We start from the raw sequence: 18,518 nt of genomic DNA on the forward strand, positions 1-18,518 counted from the left end.
CCATGAGCAAGCGCGTTGTTATCGACCCTATCACACGTATCGAGGGTCACTTACGTATCGAAGTTGAAGTTGATGAAAAGAACGTCATCAGCAAGGCTTGGTCATCCTCCACACTCTGGCGCGGTATTGAAGTCATTCTCAAGGGCCGTACACCTATGGATGTTGGCCTTATTGTGCAACGTATCTGTGGTGTCTGTACCTATTCCCACTACCGCTGCGGCACTGAAGCGGTTGAGCACGCTCTGGGAATTCAAATTCCGTTGAACGCGAGATACTTACGTTCATTGATGCAAACCTCTTTATACATGCATGACCATATTGTGCATTTCTACCATCTACACGGTCTTGATTGGGTGGATGTGGTGTCTGCACTGAGCGCCGATCCGGCCAAAGCTGCACAAGTTGCGCTGCAATACACAGACAAACCCATAGCCGCGGGTGAAGGTGATTTAAGAGCCGTGCAAGAAAGAGTCAAAGGCTTTGTCGAAACCGGTAAATTAGGCCCCTTTGCCAACGCTTATTGGGGCAATGGCACCTATAAATTTACTCCAGAGCAAAACCTTATCGCGCTGTCTCACTACCTTAAAGCACTTGAAGTACAACGTGTTGCGGCAGAAATGCTGGCCATCTTTGGCGGTAAATCTCCACATCCACAATCCGTTGTTGTTGGTGGTGTGACGTCGGTGCGCGACATGCTAAGCCCTGCTCGCCTGCAGGAATGGAAGCAAAAACATGCGACCGTGACTGACTTTATCCTGCGTGCTTATCAAGCGGATATCGTAATGGCGGCCGAAGCCTTTGGTACTGAGCCAAGCGTGCTGGGCGGCGTGAATGTGAAAAACTTCATGGCGACCGATGACTTTGTGTTAGCCAATGGCGAATACATGTTCAATCAAGGCGTGATCATGAATGGCGACCTTGCCGGTGTCAGCGATGTAAACCCAGATCTGATTGCTGAAGACGTTAGCCATGCTTGGTATAGCGCCGATGCGCCGCAGCATCCCTATGACGGTACAACGATTCCTAATTACACTGGTTTTGTTGAACGCGATACCGTCTACGGCAAATTGCCAACACTGGATGGTGATGGTAAATACTCTTGGGTGAAATCCCCCCGTTATCAAGGTGAACCCGTCGAAGTGGGCCCATTAGCCTGCCTATTAGTGAGTTATGCCCGTGGTAACAAAGTGGTTGTGGATTCAGTCAATGCCCTGCTTGCTCGCACAGGCTTACCCGTTGCCGCCCTATTTACCACTTTAGGCCGCACCGCTGCCCGTATGTTACAGACAGTTATCGTCGCCCAAGAAGGATTAAAAACCTTCGATGCGCTGCTGACAAATATCCAGTCTGATGAATCAACTTATGTAAAACCCAATATCGACCCGAGCAAAGAGTACATAGGTCACGCCATGATTGAGGCGCCACGCGGCATGTTAAGCCACTGGATCCGCATAAAAAATGGAGTGATTGAGAACTATCAAGCCGTAGTACCGACGACCTGGAACGCAGGACCTGTGGATGCCAACGGTAAAATGGGTCCCTATGAAGCCTCTTTAATTGGCTTGAAACTGGAAGATCCAACTAAGCCCCTTGAGGTGATACGCATTATTCACTCATTTGACCCTTGCATGGCGTGTTCTGTACACGTGATGGATTTTAAAGGTCAGGCATTGAGCGAGTTCCGTGTCAGTCCCAATGGTCAATAATCGAGGGAGGGAACGCAAAATGAACCATTCTGCAACCCGCATTCGGACACTGGTTTTTAGTCCGGCAATACGGATTTTCCACTGGCTCAGGGCACTGTCAATTTTAGTGCTAGTGATCACCGGATTCTATATTGCTTGGCCGTTTCTTGTGGCGCCTGAAAGTACGGATGTGCTCGTACAAGGCTGGATCCGCTTCGCTCATTTGATCTGCGGTTTTGTATTGACCGCGATCACCTTAGTCCGCTTCTACCTGTATTTTTTCAGTCGAAGTGACATTGAGCGACGCTCATTTCGCGATGTGATGAGTGTAAAAAGCTGGATCACTCAGCTGAAATCTTACTTATGGATGGGTCACTTACATAAAGCGGGTGTATATGGACCGCTGCAATTTGTGACTTATGTAGCAATCTCACTGGTCGCTCTCGTGATATGTATAACGGGTCTGGTGTTGTACGCCAATGTGTATCACCAAGGTTTAGGTGGGATGCTTTGGGGCAGCGCCGCTTGGATTACGGCACAAATGGGTGGGCTGGCACAAGTTAGGATTTTCCATCACTACTTAACTTGGGCATTTGTTATCTTTGTGGTTATCCACGTCTATATGGCGGTTTGGTCAGGGATACGCTTCAAACATAACTCAGTTGACTCGATTGTCTCTGGCTATGACTACCCAAAGCCAGACTCACACCACTAGGAGTCCAATGAAGATATTGCTACTCGGTATTGGCAATGTCCTGTACGCCGATGAAGGCATCGGCGTACATTTTGTCAATTATATAGCTGATAATTATCAGTTTACCCATGAGTCTCACCAGCTAACGCTGCTCGATGGCGGCACCTTGGCTCAGGGACTCATTCCCATAATTTGCCAATACGATTATTTAATCGTAGTCGATACTGTCAATGCCAATGGCGTAGAAGCGGGCGAAGTCTACTTCTTCGATTTTGATAAGGCACCGAAGGAAATCGACTGGCAAGGCAGCGCCCATGAAGTCGAAATGCTGCAAACCCTCAATATGATGGAGATGGTTGGCGACAGACCTAAGACCTTTGTGCTGGGCGTCACCCCAACCGTGCTCGAACCTATGGTGCTGGGCTTGACTCCTAAAGTCGCCGCCGCAGTGCCGTTAATGGAATCAAGATTGTTATCCCACTTAGCCTCCCTTGGGTTCACTGCGACACGTATTGCAGATCACAGTATCGACTCGCTGATCCCTGACTCTTATAAACGCGGCGTTACTACTGGTGAAAGTATATAGAAGATGAAAAACATCAGATTTGATTTTACCTGCTCACGTCAGGTGCCTTTGTACGCGCATTTATGTAATCAATACCTAAATTACGATGCGCTGAACATCAGCATAGGCTGTGATGGGCAACAGGACTTTGGTCAGCACAGTTACTTTATTGAAGCCCAGGGCGAGCAGACTCAACTCGAGCAACTGGCCGATGCCATTGCCGCGGACTTTTTGATTTCCGCTTGGTTGATTGACTCCGGCATTAAAGCCATCGACGAGCCCCAAGGCGGCAAAACCTTACTGCCCTTTCCACAGTCTGGATCGAGCCCTGCCATAGTGCCTTTTTGCCAGCATTGTTATCCGTTGATTGGCGATAATCAGTCGGCTAAGTTTGGCACACTCGATTTAATTTGCCCTTGCTGCAAGGGCGAAACACAATTAACGTCCGCACAAAAAGCGTTAACCTTGTCAGATATTAAAGCCATGGCACAGGGACTGCTGACACAAGGCCCGCTGATATTAGCGGCCGCCGATAATCTGCAACTTAGTCTCACACCGTTTGCTCAGCTCTTAGGCGAGCGGCCACAACTGTTAATTTGTAATCCCAATACGCTGAATGCCCATTTTTGTCTGAACGATGCGCAGGTACTCGCGCTTTCGAGTATTGAAAAGCCGCTTATCTGTGCGAGACCCACGCAAGAACACGACAAACTCAGTGCACCACTGTACGACATTTGCTTTGCCTACAGCCGAGTGATCTTAGTGCTCGGGGAAGTATTACGACAAAAAGGGGTCGATTGGGTTTACATTAAAGGGCCGCATAATAGGCCAAAGCTAGCTTGGGTCGATGGTGCTTGGGCACAAATCGCCAGTCACGATTTAGGCTCAACGCAGACTCAAACCAAACACTTTATCGCCCCAGAACCCTTAAGGGAAAAAGTCAGTTTTCACGGCTATCAAGCCCAATGGCAAGCGGCGAAACGTTCACGATCGCACCTAGGCGAACTGAGTGTGGCAGTATTAACTCAAGTACCGTCAAGTGAAGACAGTGATATTCATTGCACCAGTATGCTAAGCGATAATAATCAAAATACAGTCAACACAGAAAATCACACCCTTGCAGACGCTGCGCTATTTAGTGCGCTGCTCAACGGTAAGTTTACCAGTCATAAACAGGCAAAAAATGCTGCGGTCATTTACTTAAGCCATACCCACGCCAGTCAAATTGTCACCAGCGATAATAAGGGCGATACTGAACTTTTCTTCGCCCTGCCCGAGCTGCCCGATAACGGTTACGAAATCTTCCATCAACTGGACAGCAGTCCGCAAAAAGCCGTAGCGCAAAAATTTAAGAGCCTATTCCCCGAAGATTACCTAAAACTTTTAAGCCTAAAGCTTCACGGCAGACGGGACAACTTACAAAGCCTGTGGGCGATTGCTGCCATATTAATTGGCCTTAATACACAAGAAGAGACTCAAAGCCAAGCAAGGCTCAGCGATGCACTCATGGCCGCCGCCATGCGCTACCACGGTGCCAATGCACCGCGTATCGATTATCCGCTAACCAAAGGTGAAGCCCACCGCAGCCTAAATTGGTGTAAAACCTTAGGCACTGTCTTAAGTTTTCGTATTGCGGGGAATGACGATCCGAGTCAGCTTGCCTTTGCGATGCAAGACTCGCTGGCAGATTATCTTTCTAACTGGTTAGAACATATCGATTTAAATATCGGCGTACACAATGTTGCCTTAGCGGGTAATGAGTTAACGAATGAAACCCTGTGTAAACGCATCAGTTTACGCTTAGGCAAGAACTTCCCCTTAGTGGTCAATCGCAGCCTAGATTTAGACGGCGATAACTTAGCCGTTGGCGCACTTTACGTTAAGCAGCGCCAACTCAATGCCCATGATTAGGAGGCCAAAAGTTAAGTCACAACGCATGCAGCCACATAGACATAATAGTCGCCACAAAAAGCACAGTGATCTGCAGATAAAGCGCAGGCTGGCATTGGAATACCTTGTCCACAAGGGCGCCGCGCTAAAGCGTTGTCAGCTACACGTCACTGGCATAGTGCAAGGGGTGGGATTTCGCCCCTTTGTCTATCGTTATGCCCTTGAATTTCAACTGACGGGCACTGTGCTCAACAATGCCAAAGGCGTGACCATTGAGCTGCAAGGCACGGAAGAAAACCTCACGCAATTTATCACAACGCTCAATACCACCCCGCCGCCACTGGCCCGTATCGATAATATAACCCAAACACTGCTGCCGATTTTATTAAGCGAAACCACATTTGAAATCATAAAAAGCGACAGCCATGAGGACGATGACCCAAGTTCATCAATGGGTGCGCTGGTGGCAGTATCAGCGGATAAAAGTACCTGCCAAGATTGCTTGAATGACATGCATAATCCTGATGATCGCCACTTTGGCTATGCCTTTACCAACTGCACAAATTGTGGCCCAAGATATACAATTATCAATGCCTTACCCTATGATAGACACAACACTGCTATGGCCGATTTTGACATGTGCCCCGAGTGCGCCAAAGCATATCAAAACCCACTCGACCGCCGCTATCATGCCCAGCCAGTCAGTTGCCCCGTTTGCGGCCCCAGACTCAGTTTAAAAACGCCCCAAGGGGAATGCATCCTTCCCAATGCCTCAAATGTCAGCGCACCTGAATTGGGTATGGACCTTGCGGTACTTCAAGCTGCGGCAGACAGATTACGCCAAGGGCAGATTCTGGCAATTAAAGGATTGGGCGGATTTCACTTAATCTGTGATGCCCGAAGTGACAATGCCGTCAACGCACTCAGGCTGCGAAAACAGCGCCAAGCCAAGCCGCTAGCGGTGATGATGGCGGATATCACCATGGCGCAGCACTATGTCACAGGGACGGATGCCGAGTGGCGAGTATTGAGTTCGCAGGAGCGGCCCATAGTGCTGATGAGTAGCCGAAACGAGCATGATCTCAGCTTAGCTATCGCCCCCAATCTGAATAAACTCGGGGTATTTTTGCCCTACACACCGCTACATCATTTACTGTTAGGGCTCTTCAAAGGGCCATTAGTCGCGACCAGCGCGAATCTGTCAGGTGAGCCTATCATTACAGATTGTGACGAGCTTATTCGCCACTTAAGCCATGTTGTGGATGCAATAGTCGATCATAATCGGCCGATTATTAACGGCTGTGATGACAGTGTGGTACAAGTCATTCAGCCCAACGTGGATTCGCCTGCAGAGGTGCAAGTGCTGCGCCTCGCCCGTGGTTATGCGCCGTTAAGTTTCCCACTTGATACACCGCTAACCCAATCAATTTTGGCCGTGGGCGCGCAGCAAAAAAATGCCATCGCCTTAGGCTTTGGTAATAATGTGTTTTTAAGTCCCCATATTGGTGACCTGTTCAGTGTCAGCGCCGAGCAATATTTTGAGCGCACCTTAGCCACTTTTGCTCGGTTGTATCACTTTACGCCAAATCTCATTATTCGCGATAAACACCCAGATTATGCCCCGTCACGCTGGGCTGAAATGCACTCACACTCGAGTGTAAAACTTAGCGATACCAGCCAAAGCCAATGTTTAACTGTGCAACATCACCATGCCCATGTGCTCAGCGTAATGGCGGTTAATCAATATCGAGATCCCGTATTGGGCTTTAGTTTTGACGGTACCGGGCTTGGCGACGATGACAGTTTATGGGGCGGTGAAGTGCTATTAACGACGCTCGATAAAGCCAAACGACTGGCGCACTTTGAGCCTATAGCCCTGCTGGGCGGCGAACAAGCCATTAAGCAACCCGTGAGGTTGTTACTGGCATTATTGTTCGAGCAAATGAGCCTCGATTCTGTACTCGCATTGCAATTACCTATATTAAACAACATGCGCCCAAACACTCTGACTAACTTACATAAGATCTGGCAGAACGGTAGCGCACTTAAAAGCTCATCGGTCGGACGCTTGTTTGATGCCCTCGCCTGCGCCTTAGGCTTAATCGAAACCACACAATTTGAAGGTCAAGCAGGCATGGCAATAGAAGCCGCAGCCAATCGCGCCGATGCATTAGCCCTTGAAGCCATGTCGCTTAACTTACCTCTTGACGTTGACCAGTGGCGCAGCAGTGAAATGTTCAAGCAGATTGTTGAATTAATGACTGAAAAACCGCTAACAGACAATAGATGCTATGCCATCGCCCGCGCTTTTTTACATACATTAGGTGATGCTATATGCGACTATGCCGCCCAGTACAAACACCTTCCAACCGTGCTCTGCGGCGGCGTATTTCAAAATAAATACCTCTTGGAATACTGCCTGAGCGAGCTCAGCGCTCAAGGCAATCAAGTGTTATCCAGTAAACAGATCCCCATCAATGATGGCGGCATCGCCCTAGGTCAACTTTGGTATGGAATGCATAGAAACTAATCACGATAAAACCTAAGCGTGTAACAGTGATGAATCAAGTAAAGAATCCGCCTTCTTAGAAGACGGCTTTAACTCGCCCCTGGAAGGATCTGTTCCAAGAACCTACATCATCTGCAACGACTTGAGCCTCATGTTCCTGATCTTATTTATCTTGATGGCGCACATATCGTCTAATGATTTCTTCATTAACACCTACCGTATCTACAAAATAACCTCTCGCCCGAAAGCTATTGCCTAGAAAGTAAAATAGCTGCGGATTCAGTGGTGTGAAGCGATGACTTACTTTCCTACTTAAAAGTTACATAAAAATCCGATGACAAAAACTTATCAGATTTTGATCTTTTTAACCTGAACTCGGGATAATGAATGTCGAAAAATATAAATTTAACAATCAAATCAATAATATAATTTATTAGCTTGAAGCGAAAAATCTATTTTCTGACTGAATGCACAGATTTTTGCGCATATCAAGGCGCTCTGTCGTACGCCATAGCGAGCCATGATTAGACAGAGCAACGCAGAGAGGCCCGAAAAGATGCCTATTCAGCGGCTCTGCTTATTCCAGGCTCAGGTTTTTTAGGAATATAGACAAACAATGTCCTTAACTGAGCGGCATTGGGCTCATTAGCCTCCTTTTTAATCCAGGGTTAACTCTTCGCTAAAGTCTCATCTGCAGCTTGAAGTGGATCAGCGGTATTATCCTCAATAGCCACTTTAGCTTCAGCCTGTACAAGCCTTAATTGTTCAGCCTCTTCATCCGCTTTTATCTTCGCTAAAGCGGCTTCTGCTGCGGCTTTCTCTTGAGCTTCCTGTGCTTCTCGCTCTGCAATCGCTTGCTGTACTTTGGCTTCTTCTAAGGCTTCAATCGGTAGCAGGCTAATGAGCTCAATACCATTCGGGAACACAGTATCGTTGCCAGACACTACAACGACCTTACCTTCCTTGGTTAAATAAACCAGTGGCATAGCCGTTTCACCGTAACGCTTACGGAAATGCTCAAAGCTGAAGTTTTCAGTTAAATTGGTCACTTTAAGCTGAGCGCCTCTCGCCATTAGGCTTGCTATCTTGGCATAGGACACGGCATCACCAAACAAACATAAACGCTGCTTATAACTTTCTGAGAGCTGGTGGCGCGCACTGCCGACCTCGGTATTATTTAAGCCAAAGACCTTCTTAGTGCCAAAGAAATCTTGAAAATGGAAACTCACTAAAGGGTTCAATTGTCGATAAGGCGAAATGATCAACACGCGGCCAATCCCCGTTAAATCCATATAGGTTTCAGCATGTTCCGATGCGGGATTACCAAAATACACTGGGATATTATCCATACGTGCGAGGCGTATGTTATCCCAGTTATTATCAGCCAATAGCACTTTGATATCCTTGGCTTTTAAGATTTTAGCTAACTCACGGGAAAATTTAGAAGCACCGAAAATCAATAGACCTTGGGCAGAATCGGCTTTGACACCTAGGAATCGCGCCCAACGTCCCGCGGTTAAACTTTGGATAACAACCGTGCCGATAATAATTAAAAACACTAAGGGCACAATCGCATCAGCGCCCTGCACATTGTTGGCTTCTAACTTAATCGCAAACAATGACGATACCGCCGCAGCGACAATGCCTCGCGGTGCAATCCAGCATAAAAACCACTTATCAGCCCTCGATAAAGAGGTGCCTATACCAGAAACCCAAATACTCAGTGGCCGTGCTAGCAACATAGTGACCGCTAAAACGCCCAGTCCACCCCAACCTAAGTCGAGCATGGCATTAGAATCTAATCGCGCCGCCAATAAAATAAACAGTGCCGAAATCAACAGTACGGTTAAGGTTTCTTTAAATTCGAGGATTTCAGCAATATCCACACCGCGCATATTGGCAAGCCAAATGCCCATAACGGTCACAGTCAGTAAACCCGACTCTTCCTGTAATAGGTTAGAGCCGACAAAGATACCCAGCATTAAGGTCAAGACTGCGGTATTGCGCAAATAATGTGGTAACAGGTTGCGTCTTAATATTTGCCCTGTGAGGTAACCTGCCGCAGCGCCGAGCCCTAATCCTAGCGAAAGCATAGAGCCTAATGCATAGAGCACATGTGTCGTGGGATCGCCTGAAACAGTTATGTATTCAAAAACTAATACCGCCAGCAATGCGCCTATGGGGTCGATAACTATGCCTTCCCAGCGCAAAATACTGGCAAGTTGGGATTTAGGGCGCACACTTCTAAGCATAGGCACGATAACCGTCGGTCCCGTCACCACCACTAATGCGCCAAAGAGGAGTGCTATTTCCCAACTAAAATCGAGTAAATAAAAGGTGGCCGTGCTGATACAAGCCCAAGTTATCACTGTCCCTATAGTCACAAGATGCGTCACCATACGACCATGATCTTTGATTTCTTTAAAGTTGAGGGTCAAAGCGCCCTCAAACAAGATCACGGCAACCCCGAGAGAAATGATCGGAAAGAGTAAATTGCCAAAAATCACATCGGGATTGAGGAAACCAAGTCCGGGGCCGAGGGTGAGTCCACAGAGCAGTAAGGGCAAAATTGCCGGTAAGCGTAGTTTCCAACCAAGCCATTGACAAAAAAGCGATAACACTCCAATCAGCGCTAACATACCCGTGATTTGTTCAACCATAAAAAATCCTTTAGGTGAGGAAAACAATGAGCTCGCATTATCTTTAATGAAATAGATGACATAAGCATGATAATGGCTCGGGAATTATCTATTTCGCTTAACAATAGCAGCAAATGCATAAACGCTATAAAGTTTATCGAAGACTGCATGACCTAAGTGAAACCAAGGCGCAACAGCGATGGACTGCAAGCTGCAGCGATTTTATGCTGCAATTATTTGATGAAAAAGATAGAAATAAAAAGGCCTTACATTGCTGTAAGGCCTTTTTATTAATTTGGCGGAGCGGACGGGACTCGAACCCGCGACCCCCGGCGTGACAGGCCGGTATTCTAACCAACTGAACTACCGCTCCAAATTCTTCCATATCTAATATCTGACGAGTTTTAAACCCGCTAACCTCAGCGTGACAGGCCGCTGAAGCTAATACAGAAATACTATAATCAAACTGACTTATTAAGGCTTCTGCTTAAGATGCGAAGAATAATACGGTCGAGCCCTGCAGGCGTCAACCGTTTTTTTACTTATATTTTTCATTTGATTAAAAAAAAACCAAATCAATAGTTGAGCTTGATTTATGTACCAAATATCGCTGAAACACCGCAGTTCAAAGTGATTAATCAAACACATTAAGTGACTGCGAACTATCGGTCTTTATCCGCTTCATCTGGCATAGTGAGATCGATTTCATCTAACGAAGGCGCTGCAGCTGAATTCGCCGATGCTTCTTCCAATAAACGTGACTCAGCGGCAGCTAAGGCCTGTGCTAGACTTTGGCGTTTACGCCACACAATTAATCCCACCACGCCCAAGACTAATAAGATAGTGTTGATTGTGATGATCCAAAACATCGCATCTTTCTTTGCAAGTTCTTCTTCCTCTGCCGCTTTTTGTGCAGCAACAGCAGCTAACTCTTCGGCGCTCGGCGGTGGCTCTGGTGGCTGAATTAAGTTGAAAAATAGCTCAGGTAAATCCAGCACAATCTCTCGACCAGTAATCGTTGTCGTTGCTACAAAACCTTTAATACGATAACTACCAAACTCAGTCACAGTCGGTAAATCTAGTTCAGAGTCCGGCTCAGTAAGGCCATTCACCGTTAAAGGCAGTTGTAAGCCAGCAGGGCCCACCAACTCAAAGGAAAAATGCGTTTCAGCCAGTTGCAGCACAGCACTATCGACGTGCAACATGATCTTCCATTGCCCTGTTAACGGATCGTCTGGGGTAATGACTTCTAAATTAATTGGCCGCGGTGATAATCTAAACGGAAATGAAATCTGCCGCTCAAACACGTTGTTGCGTGCCTGCACCACAAACTCATAGTCACCCCAAGGCTGCTTTACATTGATATTACTGGTAAATACGCCATCATCAGGTTTTTCATCATAATCTTCACCATTGTCTTTATAGGAGCCGACAATAATGTCACCCGCGGCAAAATTCTCATCGCCGGCCCTGTGCTTACTCACAAAATGAGCCGTCCACTCCACCAGAAAGTCGAGTCCCGGCATGCGCACACGCTGGGCATCCCCCATCAACTGGGCAACAATTTTAACTTGCTCACCTTGGAATATCGGCTGCGGCAAAGGCTGCACTTCGATTTCGAGTTTAGAGAGTTTTTTGAGGGTCGAACCTGGGACGACTTTACCCACCAACTGCCAAGGTCCAGGCATAGGCGACTCAATGTAAATAATATCGCCAGTAATACCATCGACCCATTTAACGGATTCGGGATGGCGATTGGCATACCATTTACTGCCATCGGGCAATACTATCACTACTGGCGCAGAGCCGTATTCACGCTCAACTAACAGCGTCATGTTATCGACCATATGGTCGATACGAAAACGGTTTTTCAGCTCTGAGGCCGTCTCCAATCCTACAATCGGGGCAGCCTTAGGCGACTTAACAACTTTTTGGGCAGGCTCTTGGTCGGCGGCCAATACAGACGTCACACTCACAAGCGGTGTAGTGACAGCAAGGCAAAGCGCTAAAATAAGTTTATGGCACGACATCGGCATAATGATTTTTCTATCCTCTCCAGAGGCATTTACCTGATTTTGCGACTAAATCAAGGCGTTGTTCATGCATAGTCAATTCATCGGCCGATGCGCCGATCACTTTAAGATTAAGTGATTGCGGATCAAAACGTTGGATCCCCCCCGCTTCCTGCCCCGCTTCTTCGTTAGACAAATTAAACTTTGTCTGGCCGCCTGTCATGATCAAATAAACATCGGCGAGGATCTCGGCATCGAGTAAAGCGCCGTGGTACTCGCGGCGAGACGTATCCACACCGTAACGCTTACAGAGAGCGTCGAGATTGTTTTTCTGGCCGGGATGCAGGAACTTAGCAATTTCTAAGGTATCGAGGATCTGACAAATATCAGCGGTTTTCGGTCCACGCGGCTGCAACAGTGAAAACTCATGATCCATGAAGCTCACGTCGAAGTTCGCGTTATGGGCGACGATTTCTGCACCGTCGATAAAGTTAATAAATTCTTGGGCAACTTGATGAAAACGCGGCTCTTTAGAAACACGCTCATCAGTAATACCGTGAACGGCGATGGCTTCAGGATCGATTGCTTGCCCAGGATTGATATATTGGTGGTAATAACGTCCCGTCAAACGACGGTTCACCACTTCCACGCAACCTATCTCGATGATCCTATGGCCTAAATAAATGGCGCCGCTGCCCTGGTTCATACCTGTGGTTTCGGTATCCAAAATAACCTGACGGCTAGCATTAGAGATAATATTCATGTTTTTATGCGCTTCTTATGACAATTTTTGGTTATACTCGGCCGAAATTCCCGGCTATGGTAACAATTTGATGACTGAACTAAAACTGATCCACATCTTCACCGACGGTTCTTGCTTAGGCAATCCCGGTCCTGGCGGCTATGGCATTGTAATGAATTATAAAGGCCATACAAAGGAGATGTCCGACGGTTTTGCGCTCACGACCAATAATCGCATGGAGTTATTAGCTCCCATCATAGCGTTAGAAAGCTTGAAAGAGCCTTGCCAAGTCGTGCTCACCAGCGACAGTCAGTATATGCGCCAAGGCATAATGACGTGGATCCATGGCTGGAAGAAAAAAGGCTGGATGACCTCAAACCGTACCCCAGTCAAAAACGTTGATCTATGGAAACGATTAGATAAAGCCTCACAGATGCACACTATCGACTGGCAATGGGTTAAAGGCCACGCAGGACACGCCGAAAACGAACGTTGCGACGTGCTAGCTCGCACTGCGGCAGAATCTAAACCAACCCAACCCGACTTAGGCTACCAGCCTTAACTCTGTGGCCCTTACTTAAACGAGCTAAGTTTGAACAACCCAAGTTCATACAAGCTAAATTCGAAAGTAAGTTAGAAAACTGAATTAGAAAAGTGAGTTCGATGCCATCACGCCTAAGCTAAATACTGAGGCGTGATGATTTATTTCGCGATTAATCTCACCGTTTAAGCCCACCGTCAACATTAACCTCTTAAACAAATCGCTTAGGCTCACTGTTTACAAGGGCCATTGCTATAAAAAGTTTATTTAACTTCTACACCTGCGATATTGAAAAAATTCTCACAAAACTGCACAAAAGCTTGACCTAAGGATGTCGCCTGACGACTCTTATGGGTAATACGATAAAACTGCCGCTCCAGCACTAATCCCTCAATCGTGACTAATGCTAACTCTTTGCGGCTGATTTCTTTCTCCAGCGCCAGCTCAGATAACACCCCAAGCCCAGCACCTTGTTTCACCGCCAGTTTAATTGCATCCGGCGTAGTAAAGCAGAACTTAGCTTCTGGCTGCATATCCAACTCATTGGCAGCATTGACAAAATACTCACGAGTGCCCGAGCCTTCTTCACGTAGCACCCAAGACTGGCCTCTCACTTGCGCCGGTTTAACGACTTTCCCTGCTAGAGGATGCGCCGGATGGCAAAACACCAGTAATCTATCCTTATGCCATGCCTCGACACTCAAACGATTGTCAGTGCAATGGCCTTCAATAAAACCCATTTCTGAGCGGAACTGCGCAACCGCTTGGATCACATCTTGAGTATTAGTAATCGCCACATCCACATGGGTTTGAGTATGTTGCTGACAAAATGCCACTGCGGCTTTCGCCATCAAATAGTTACCTATGGTTGAACTGGCACTAATACTTAACCGCCCAACCAAATCGCCGCCATGGTAGGTAAATGCCTGCTCAATTTGCTCGACACGGTGCAATAAATCCGTCGCCAGTGGCAACAATAAATTACCCTGCGAGTTCAGCTGTAATCGATTACCAATGCGCTCGAATAAGCGGGCATCGAGCTGTTTTTCTAACTCTGCCAAGGCCATAGAAGTGGCAGGTGGTGATAAATTAACTTGCTCCGCCGCCTTTGCGACTTGGCCGCTACGCGCCACAGCCTCAAATACCGCCAATTGTCTTAGGGTGATACGCATATAAAAACCTGTACTTAAAATAGAAAAGGCTTATCCGTTTTTCGAATGCTCTGATAAATGCCCTGAACGTCCCGCGGTCGGTGCCGTGGTCCAATTTGTCTGCCGCACCTTACGTTTATCGCGGATAGGCGTGAGTGGCGACTCAAGTTTGCGTGCCACAATCAAATACAAACTGCCCGCGCTAGGCAACCATGACGCTAAACTCTGTTGAAAAAATTTGCCTTGGGTGAAATCGCCCATTAAAGGGTGATAGACCAAACGTTCATCGCCCACCACTTGATAACCCAATAAACCTAACCAATCTCGCACCCTTGATGGCATAAAGAAGCGGCCATTCCATGGGAGACAATCCTGATACTTAGGCCACAACTTACCCAAAAATACCGGACTCAAGGGATTAAAACCGATGATAAAAAGATAACCTCCGGCGATGAGTACCCTGTCGGTTTCGCGAAGAATACGGTAAGGATCGGATTCAAATTCGAGTAATAGACTCATGACCACCGCATCTATCGCGGCATTTTGCAGGGGTAAATGGCAAAAATCACCTTCAATTGAGGCGCCTTGAGATGACGAGAGTGAAAAATGATGGGCCACTGGCGATGCCATACTCGATAATTCGGCACTCAAAGGCCCTAACTTTAACAAATGATAACCAAAGACTCTTGGCCACCAATCTTCAAGCTGCTTAGCAACGGCTTGTTGCAGCGCTTCACCATTGGGCAAGTCGCTCCATTGTTCGGGTTTGAGCTCAGTACTAAAATGCGACACAGAGTTCCTCCGTTAGCTTGGTAGACAAGTATCCAATTGGGTCAAAAATTACTGCCATTTTGCCACAGGGCAAAAGCGGCAAAGGTCGCCAAAGGCTGTTCACTTATGGATAATACCTTTATCTTCAAATTGAAATACAGACATAGGCAGTTCTATGCTCACTATAACAGCGATTAAAGCCTTTAATGACAATTATATCTGGGTGTTACAACAACAGCCGCAAACGCAGGTTTATGTTGTCGATCCCGGTGATGCGAATGTAGTTATTGACTATCTCGAGGCCAATCAACTCACGCTAGCGGGCATTTTACTGACCCACCACCACAATGACCATACGGGTGGCGTCGCTGAACTTCAAGCCTACAGTCAAGACCAGCTCACGGTCTTTGGCCCAGACAATGAGAAGATTAAAGGCATCACCCATCCACTGCACGCAGCAGCGCAGCCCAGATTAACACTCGACTATATGAGTAGCGAGCTGCAAGTTTTAGCTGTTCCAGGGCACACAGCAGGACATATTGCCTACGTTATTGATGATGCCTTATTTTGTGGTGACACCCTCTTTAGCGGTGGCTGCGGACGCTTATTTGAAGGGACGCCAGCGCAAATGCTCAACTCACTACAGCAACTTGCCCAGCTTCCCGCCGACACTCGGGTGTATTGTGCCCATGAGTACACACTTTCAAACCTCAAATTTGCCCTCGCGGTCAATCCCAACAATCGCGCGCTGCAAGACTATAACGAACGCGCCATACAGCTAAGTCGCCAAGAGAAAGCGACTATCCCCTCCACCATCGCCTTAGAACGCGCCATTAATCCCTTTTTACGTGCCAGCGACACTGAGATTGTTGACAGCATAAAACAGCATTTTAGCGATCTAAATCATGCCAATTTAGACGAACTTAGCAGTTTTACCCTGCTCAGACAGTGGAAAGATAATTTTTGATCACAAAAGCAATATTGTAGATTGAAATTTAAACAGTTTTTCTCATTTTTGATGATGTAAATCAAAAATGGCCTTACATTATGTACGATAATTAAGGGACAAGATCGAAAAGATCCCATAGAATGGCTCGTTTTGCGTGAAAACTTTGCGCGCTGCGTCGTCTTTATCTTCATATAAAACATACTGTTACTATAAAGAAAAGCTATGCACTAACAGAGGACTACCGTTTTCAATGAGAGTATCACTTTATGTTGTTGTAGGGGGATTTGCCCTACTCACAGGTTGTCAAACATTAGACAACCATGGCATTAATCAGACAGAAGTTGAAGCCGTCACAACCGAAAATACAGTCCCAGAATATTACCTCGCAACCGAGGCTCCGTCGGCGCAAATTACCGATGTGTGGGAGCGAATTCGTCAAGGTATGCAGTTACCGGTTCCCGATCAAAAATTGGTGAATCAATATCGCGATTGGTACATCAAAAATCCGCAGCATCTAGAGATCATCTCAGAGCGTGCTGCACCTTATATGTACCTGATCGTTGAAGAGCTTGAAAAGCGTCATCTTCCGATTGAGATCGCCCTATTACCTATTATAGAAAGCGCCTTTGATCCATCGGCGTCTTCAGCAAGTGCGGCATCGGGTTTGTGGCAATTCACCACGCCTATGGCCAGCCATTTCGGTTTAGAAATGAACTGGTGGTACGACGGTCGCCGTGATGTGCCCGCTTCAACGACTGCAGCGCTCGACATGTTGGAATATCTTTACGATAAAACCAATAACAATTGGCTTTATGCTATTGCGGCCTATAACTCGGGTGAATCTCGGGTGCTCAATGCGATTAAACGTAACGAGAAGAAAGGCTTAAAAACTGACTTTTGGTCATTGGATTTACCCAGTGAAACCGAACGCTACGTGCCGCAACTGCTGGCGCTAGCTGAAGTCATTAAACACGCCGATGAATATGGCATCACTTTAGCGCCAATCAGCAACAATCCTTCAATTGAAGTAGTTGATATTGATAGCCAAATTGATTTAGCCATGGCAGCAGGTTTAGCAAACATGACCACACTTGAGCTGCAAAAGCTCAATCCTGGTTATAACCGCTGGGCCACTTCGCCACTGGGGCCGCACACTTTAGTATTGCCGATTGATAAATCGGAAGAATTTAAGAAAGCACTCGCCGAAACAGAAACCGAAGATAGGATCAGTTGGCTACGCTACACGATCAAATCCGGTGACAGTATTGGCAAAATTGCGAAGCAGCACCACACGACGATTAATGCAATTCGCGCCGCCAACGGCATGAAAAACAATACCATAGTCGCGGGCAAGCATTTGATTATTCCTGTCGATGCGCAAGACAAACAGCTCTATGCCCTGTCGACTCAGCAACAATTGCCGAAGAAATCGCACGCTGCGACTGAATCGACAAAAATTGCCTATCAGGTTAAGTCTGGTGACACACTTTCTGAAATCGCCCAAGCCCATAAAGTGACAGTGAAACAACTTAGCGTTTGGAACAAATTAGGTAAGAGTGACAAGCTACAAAATGGTCAAAAACTGGTGATCTTAGCGCCGAAAAATCTTGAGCAAACTGCGCAAATTCGCACTGTGAGTTATAAGGTCAAATCCGGTGATTCCCTCGCCCGTATCGCCAGCAAATTTAACGTGACTGTGGCCGAGCTATTAGAATGGAATAGCCTAGCGCAATCACAATATTTGCAACCAGGGCAAGTGATCAAATTAGTCGTCGATGAAAGTAAGTTGAGCGCGTAAAACTAAGCAGGCACAGAGTTCGAGCTGATTAATGCTCTAAAGCGTCAGCAAGTTTGAGCAACAGATAACAAAAAGGCAGCAACCCTATCGGATTACTGCCTTTTTCTATTAAGGGCCTTTTCAATTATGAGAACCGGCGTTATTCCATTGTCAGTAATAAGACAACGGGCGCCATAACAACGGCATCAGACTCTAATGCCTTAGCAGCAAAATGCGCTTCTAAACGAGCACCATCTGCGGGTATACCAGCAAACGCTTTGGGCGGAATGCTAAAGGAAGTAGTGATCACCTTTCCCGCTGCCAATTGGCTATCGCGTAGCGCTTGGGTAAACATCATATCATCAGACCATGCCCACAGACGTTTGCCCTCCTGCGTTACCAGCCATAAATCCGCTGTCATGCCTGAATTATATCGAAGGCCGACGGCATAGGTTTGTGGATTGGTCACAGTCAACGTTGCCTTAACTGGCTGCTTGAAATCCACAAACGGCTCTAAGGCTAACTCACCGCGAAGCAGTCCTGGCGTAGCATCAGTCATCATAGGTTCAACCTTTAATGTCGGCGTACTTTTA

The 18,518-nt window shown here is 46.9% G+C and carries 14 protein-coding genes, 1 tRNA gene and 1 pseudogene; 8 read left to right on the forward strand and 8 right to left on the reverse strand.

The genetic code is table 11. The annotated features are described in order from the left end of the window. Window positions 1-2: 2 nt before the first annotated feature. From hyaB to hypF, 5 genes are read left to right on the forward strand one after another with little or no spacing between them, the layout of a single operon-like run. A complete protein-coding gene (gene hyaB / locus Q4Q46_RS17455; RefSeq protein WP_311906602.1) occupies window positions 3-1,706 on the forward strand; it encodes a nickel-dependent hydrogenase large subunit in 1,704 nt (567 codons plus the stop codon). Between the two features lie 19 nt (window positions 1,707-1,725). After that, on the forward strand, window positions 1,726-2,400 hold the full coding sequence (cybH, locus tag Q4Q46_RS17460) for a Ni/Fe-hydrogenase, b-type cytochrome subunit (protein ID WP_006081382.1): 675 nt from the start codon (window positions 1,726-1,728) through the stop codon (window positions 2,398-2,400). Window positions 2,401-2,407: 7 nt separating this feature from the next. After that, window positions 2,408-2,965, forward strand: a complete 558-nt coding sequence (locus tag Q4Q46_RS17465) for a HyaD/HybD family hydrogenase maturation endopeptidase (RefSeq protein ID WP_311906603.1) — start codon at window positions 2,408-2,410, stop codon at window positions 2,963-2,965. A gap of 3 nt (window positions 2,966-2,968) precedes the next feature. Beyond that, complete coding sequence (locus Q4Q46_RS17470; protein WP_311906605.1) at window positions 2,969-4,855, forward strand: Kae1-like domain-containing protein; 1,887 nt, start codon at window positions 2,969-2,971, stop codon at window positions 4,853-4,855. Further along, entirely contained in the window at window positions 4,848-7,364 is a 2,517-nt protein-coding gene (gene hypF / locus Q4Q46_RS17475) for a carbamoyltransferase HypF (RefSeq protein WP_371833786.1), read from the forward strand. The genes Q4Q46_RS17470 and hypF overlap by 8 nt, the downstream gene beginning before the upstream one ends. Window positions 7,365-7,506: 142 nt before the next feature. On the opposite strand, the pseudogene Q4Q46_RS17480 reads toward hypF, so the two are convergent. The 5 genes and pseudogenes from Q4Q46_RS17480 to dnaQ all read right to left on the reverse strand — a co-directional run. After that, window positions 7,507-7,599: pseudogene (locus Q4Q46_RS17480) on the reverse strand (IS200/IS605 family transposase); the annotation flags it as partial. Window positions 7,600-8,011: 412 nt separating this feature from the next. Next, window positions 8,012-10,003, reverse strand: coding sequence for a cation:proton antiporter (locus tag Q4Q46_RS17485; protein WP_311906606.1), 1,992 nt, complete (start codon window positions 10,001-10,003; stop codon window positions 8,012-8,014). A gap of 275 nt (window positions 10,004-10,278) precedes the next feature. Further along, window positions 10,279-10,355 (reverse strand) — tRNA-Asp (locus tag Q4Q46_RS17490). A 289-nt stretch (window positions 10,356-10,644) separates the two neighbouring features. After that, a complete protein-coding gene (locus Q4Q46_RS17495; protein WP_311891773.1) occupies window positions 10,645-12,018 on the reverse strand; it encodes a TIGR03503 family protein in 1,374 nt (457 codons plus the stop codon). Between the two features lie 10 nt (window positions 12,019-12,028). Next, window positions 12,029-12,757: a DNA polymerase III subunit epsilon gene (gene dnaQ, locus Q4Q46_RS17500; RefSeq protein ID WP_106650381.1), complete on the reverse strand. Its 729-nt coding sequence runs from the start codon at window positions 12,755-12,757 to the stop codon at window positions 12,029-12,031. A gap of 70 nt (window positions 12,758-12,827) precedes the next feature. Between dnaQ and rnhA the strand changes: the two genes are divergently transcribed. Continuing rightward, entirely contained in the window at window positions 12,828-13,298 is a 471-nt protein-coding gene (gene rnhA / locus Q4Q46_RS17505; protein ID WP_006081489.1) for a ribonuclease HI, read from the forward strand. 242 nt (window positions 13,299-13,540) lie between these two features. Here rnhA and Q4Q46_RS17510 read toward each other — a convergent pair whose 3' ends face one another. Then, a complete protein-coding gene (locus Q4Q46_RS17510; RefSeq protein WP_311906607.1) occupies window positions 13,541-14,449 on the reverse strand; it encodes a LysR substrate-binding domain-containing protein in 909 nt (302 codons plus the stop codon). Between the two features lie 30 nt (window positions 14,450-14,479). Then, a complete protein-coding gene (locus Q4Q46_RS17515; protein WP_311891775.1) occupies window positions 14,480-15,220 on the reverse strand; it encodes a class I SAM-dependent methyltransferase in 741 nt (246 codons plus the stop codon). 154 nt (window positions 15,221-15,374) lie between these two features. Here Q4Q46_RS17515 and gloB point away from each other — a divergent pair, with 154 nt between their 5' ends. Beyond that, complete coding sequence (gene gloB / locus Q4Q46_RS17520) at window positions 15,375-16,166, forward strand: hydroxyacylglutathione hydrolase (RefSeq protein ID WP_311906608.1); 792 nt, start codon at window positions 15,375-15,377, stop codon at window positions 16,164-16,166. A 232-nt stretch (window positions 16,167-16,398) separates the two neighbouring features. Continuing rightward, a complete protein-coding gene (locus Q4Q46_RS17525) occupies window positions 16,399-17,946 on the forward strand; it encodes a lytic transglycosylase (RefSeq protein ID WP_311906609.1) in 1,548 nt (515 codons plus the stop codon). A 139-nt stretch (window positions 17,947-18,085) separates the two neighbouring features. Here the strand turns inward: Q4Q46_RS17525 and Q4Q46_RS21340 are convergent, their stop codons facing one another. Further along, on the reverse strand, window positions 18,086-18,487 hold the full coding sequence (locus tag Q4Q46_RS21340) for a BsuPI-related putative proteinase inhibitor (RefSeq protein WP_371824900.1): 402 nt from the start codon (window positions 18,485-18,487) through the stop codon (window positions 18,086-18,088). Window positions 18,488-18,518: the final 31 nt, after the last annotated feature.

The sequence above is a fragment of the Shewanella vaxholmensis genome (assembly GCF_031932135.1).
In the GTDB taxonomy this organism is placed as follows: Bacteria; Pseudomonadota; Gammaproteobacteria; order Enterobacterales; family Shewanellaceae; genus Shewanella; species Shewanella hafniensis.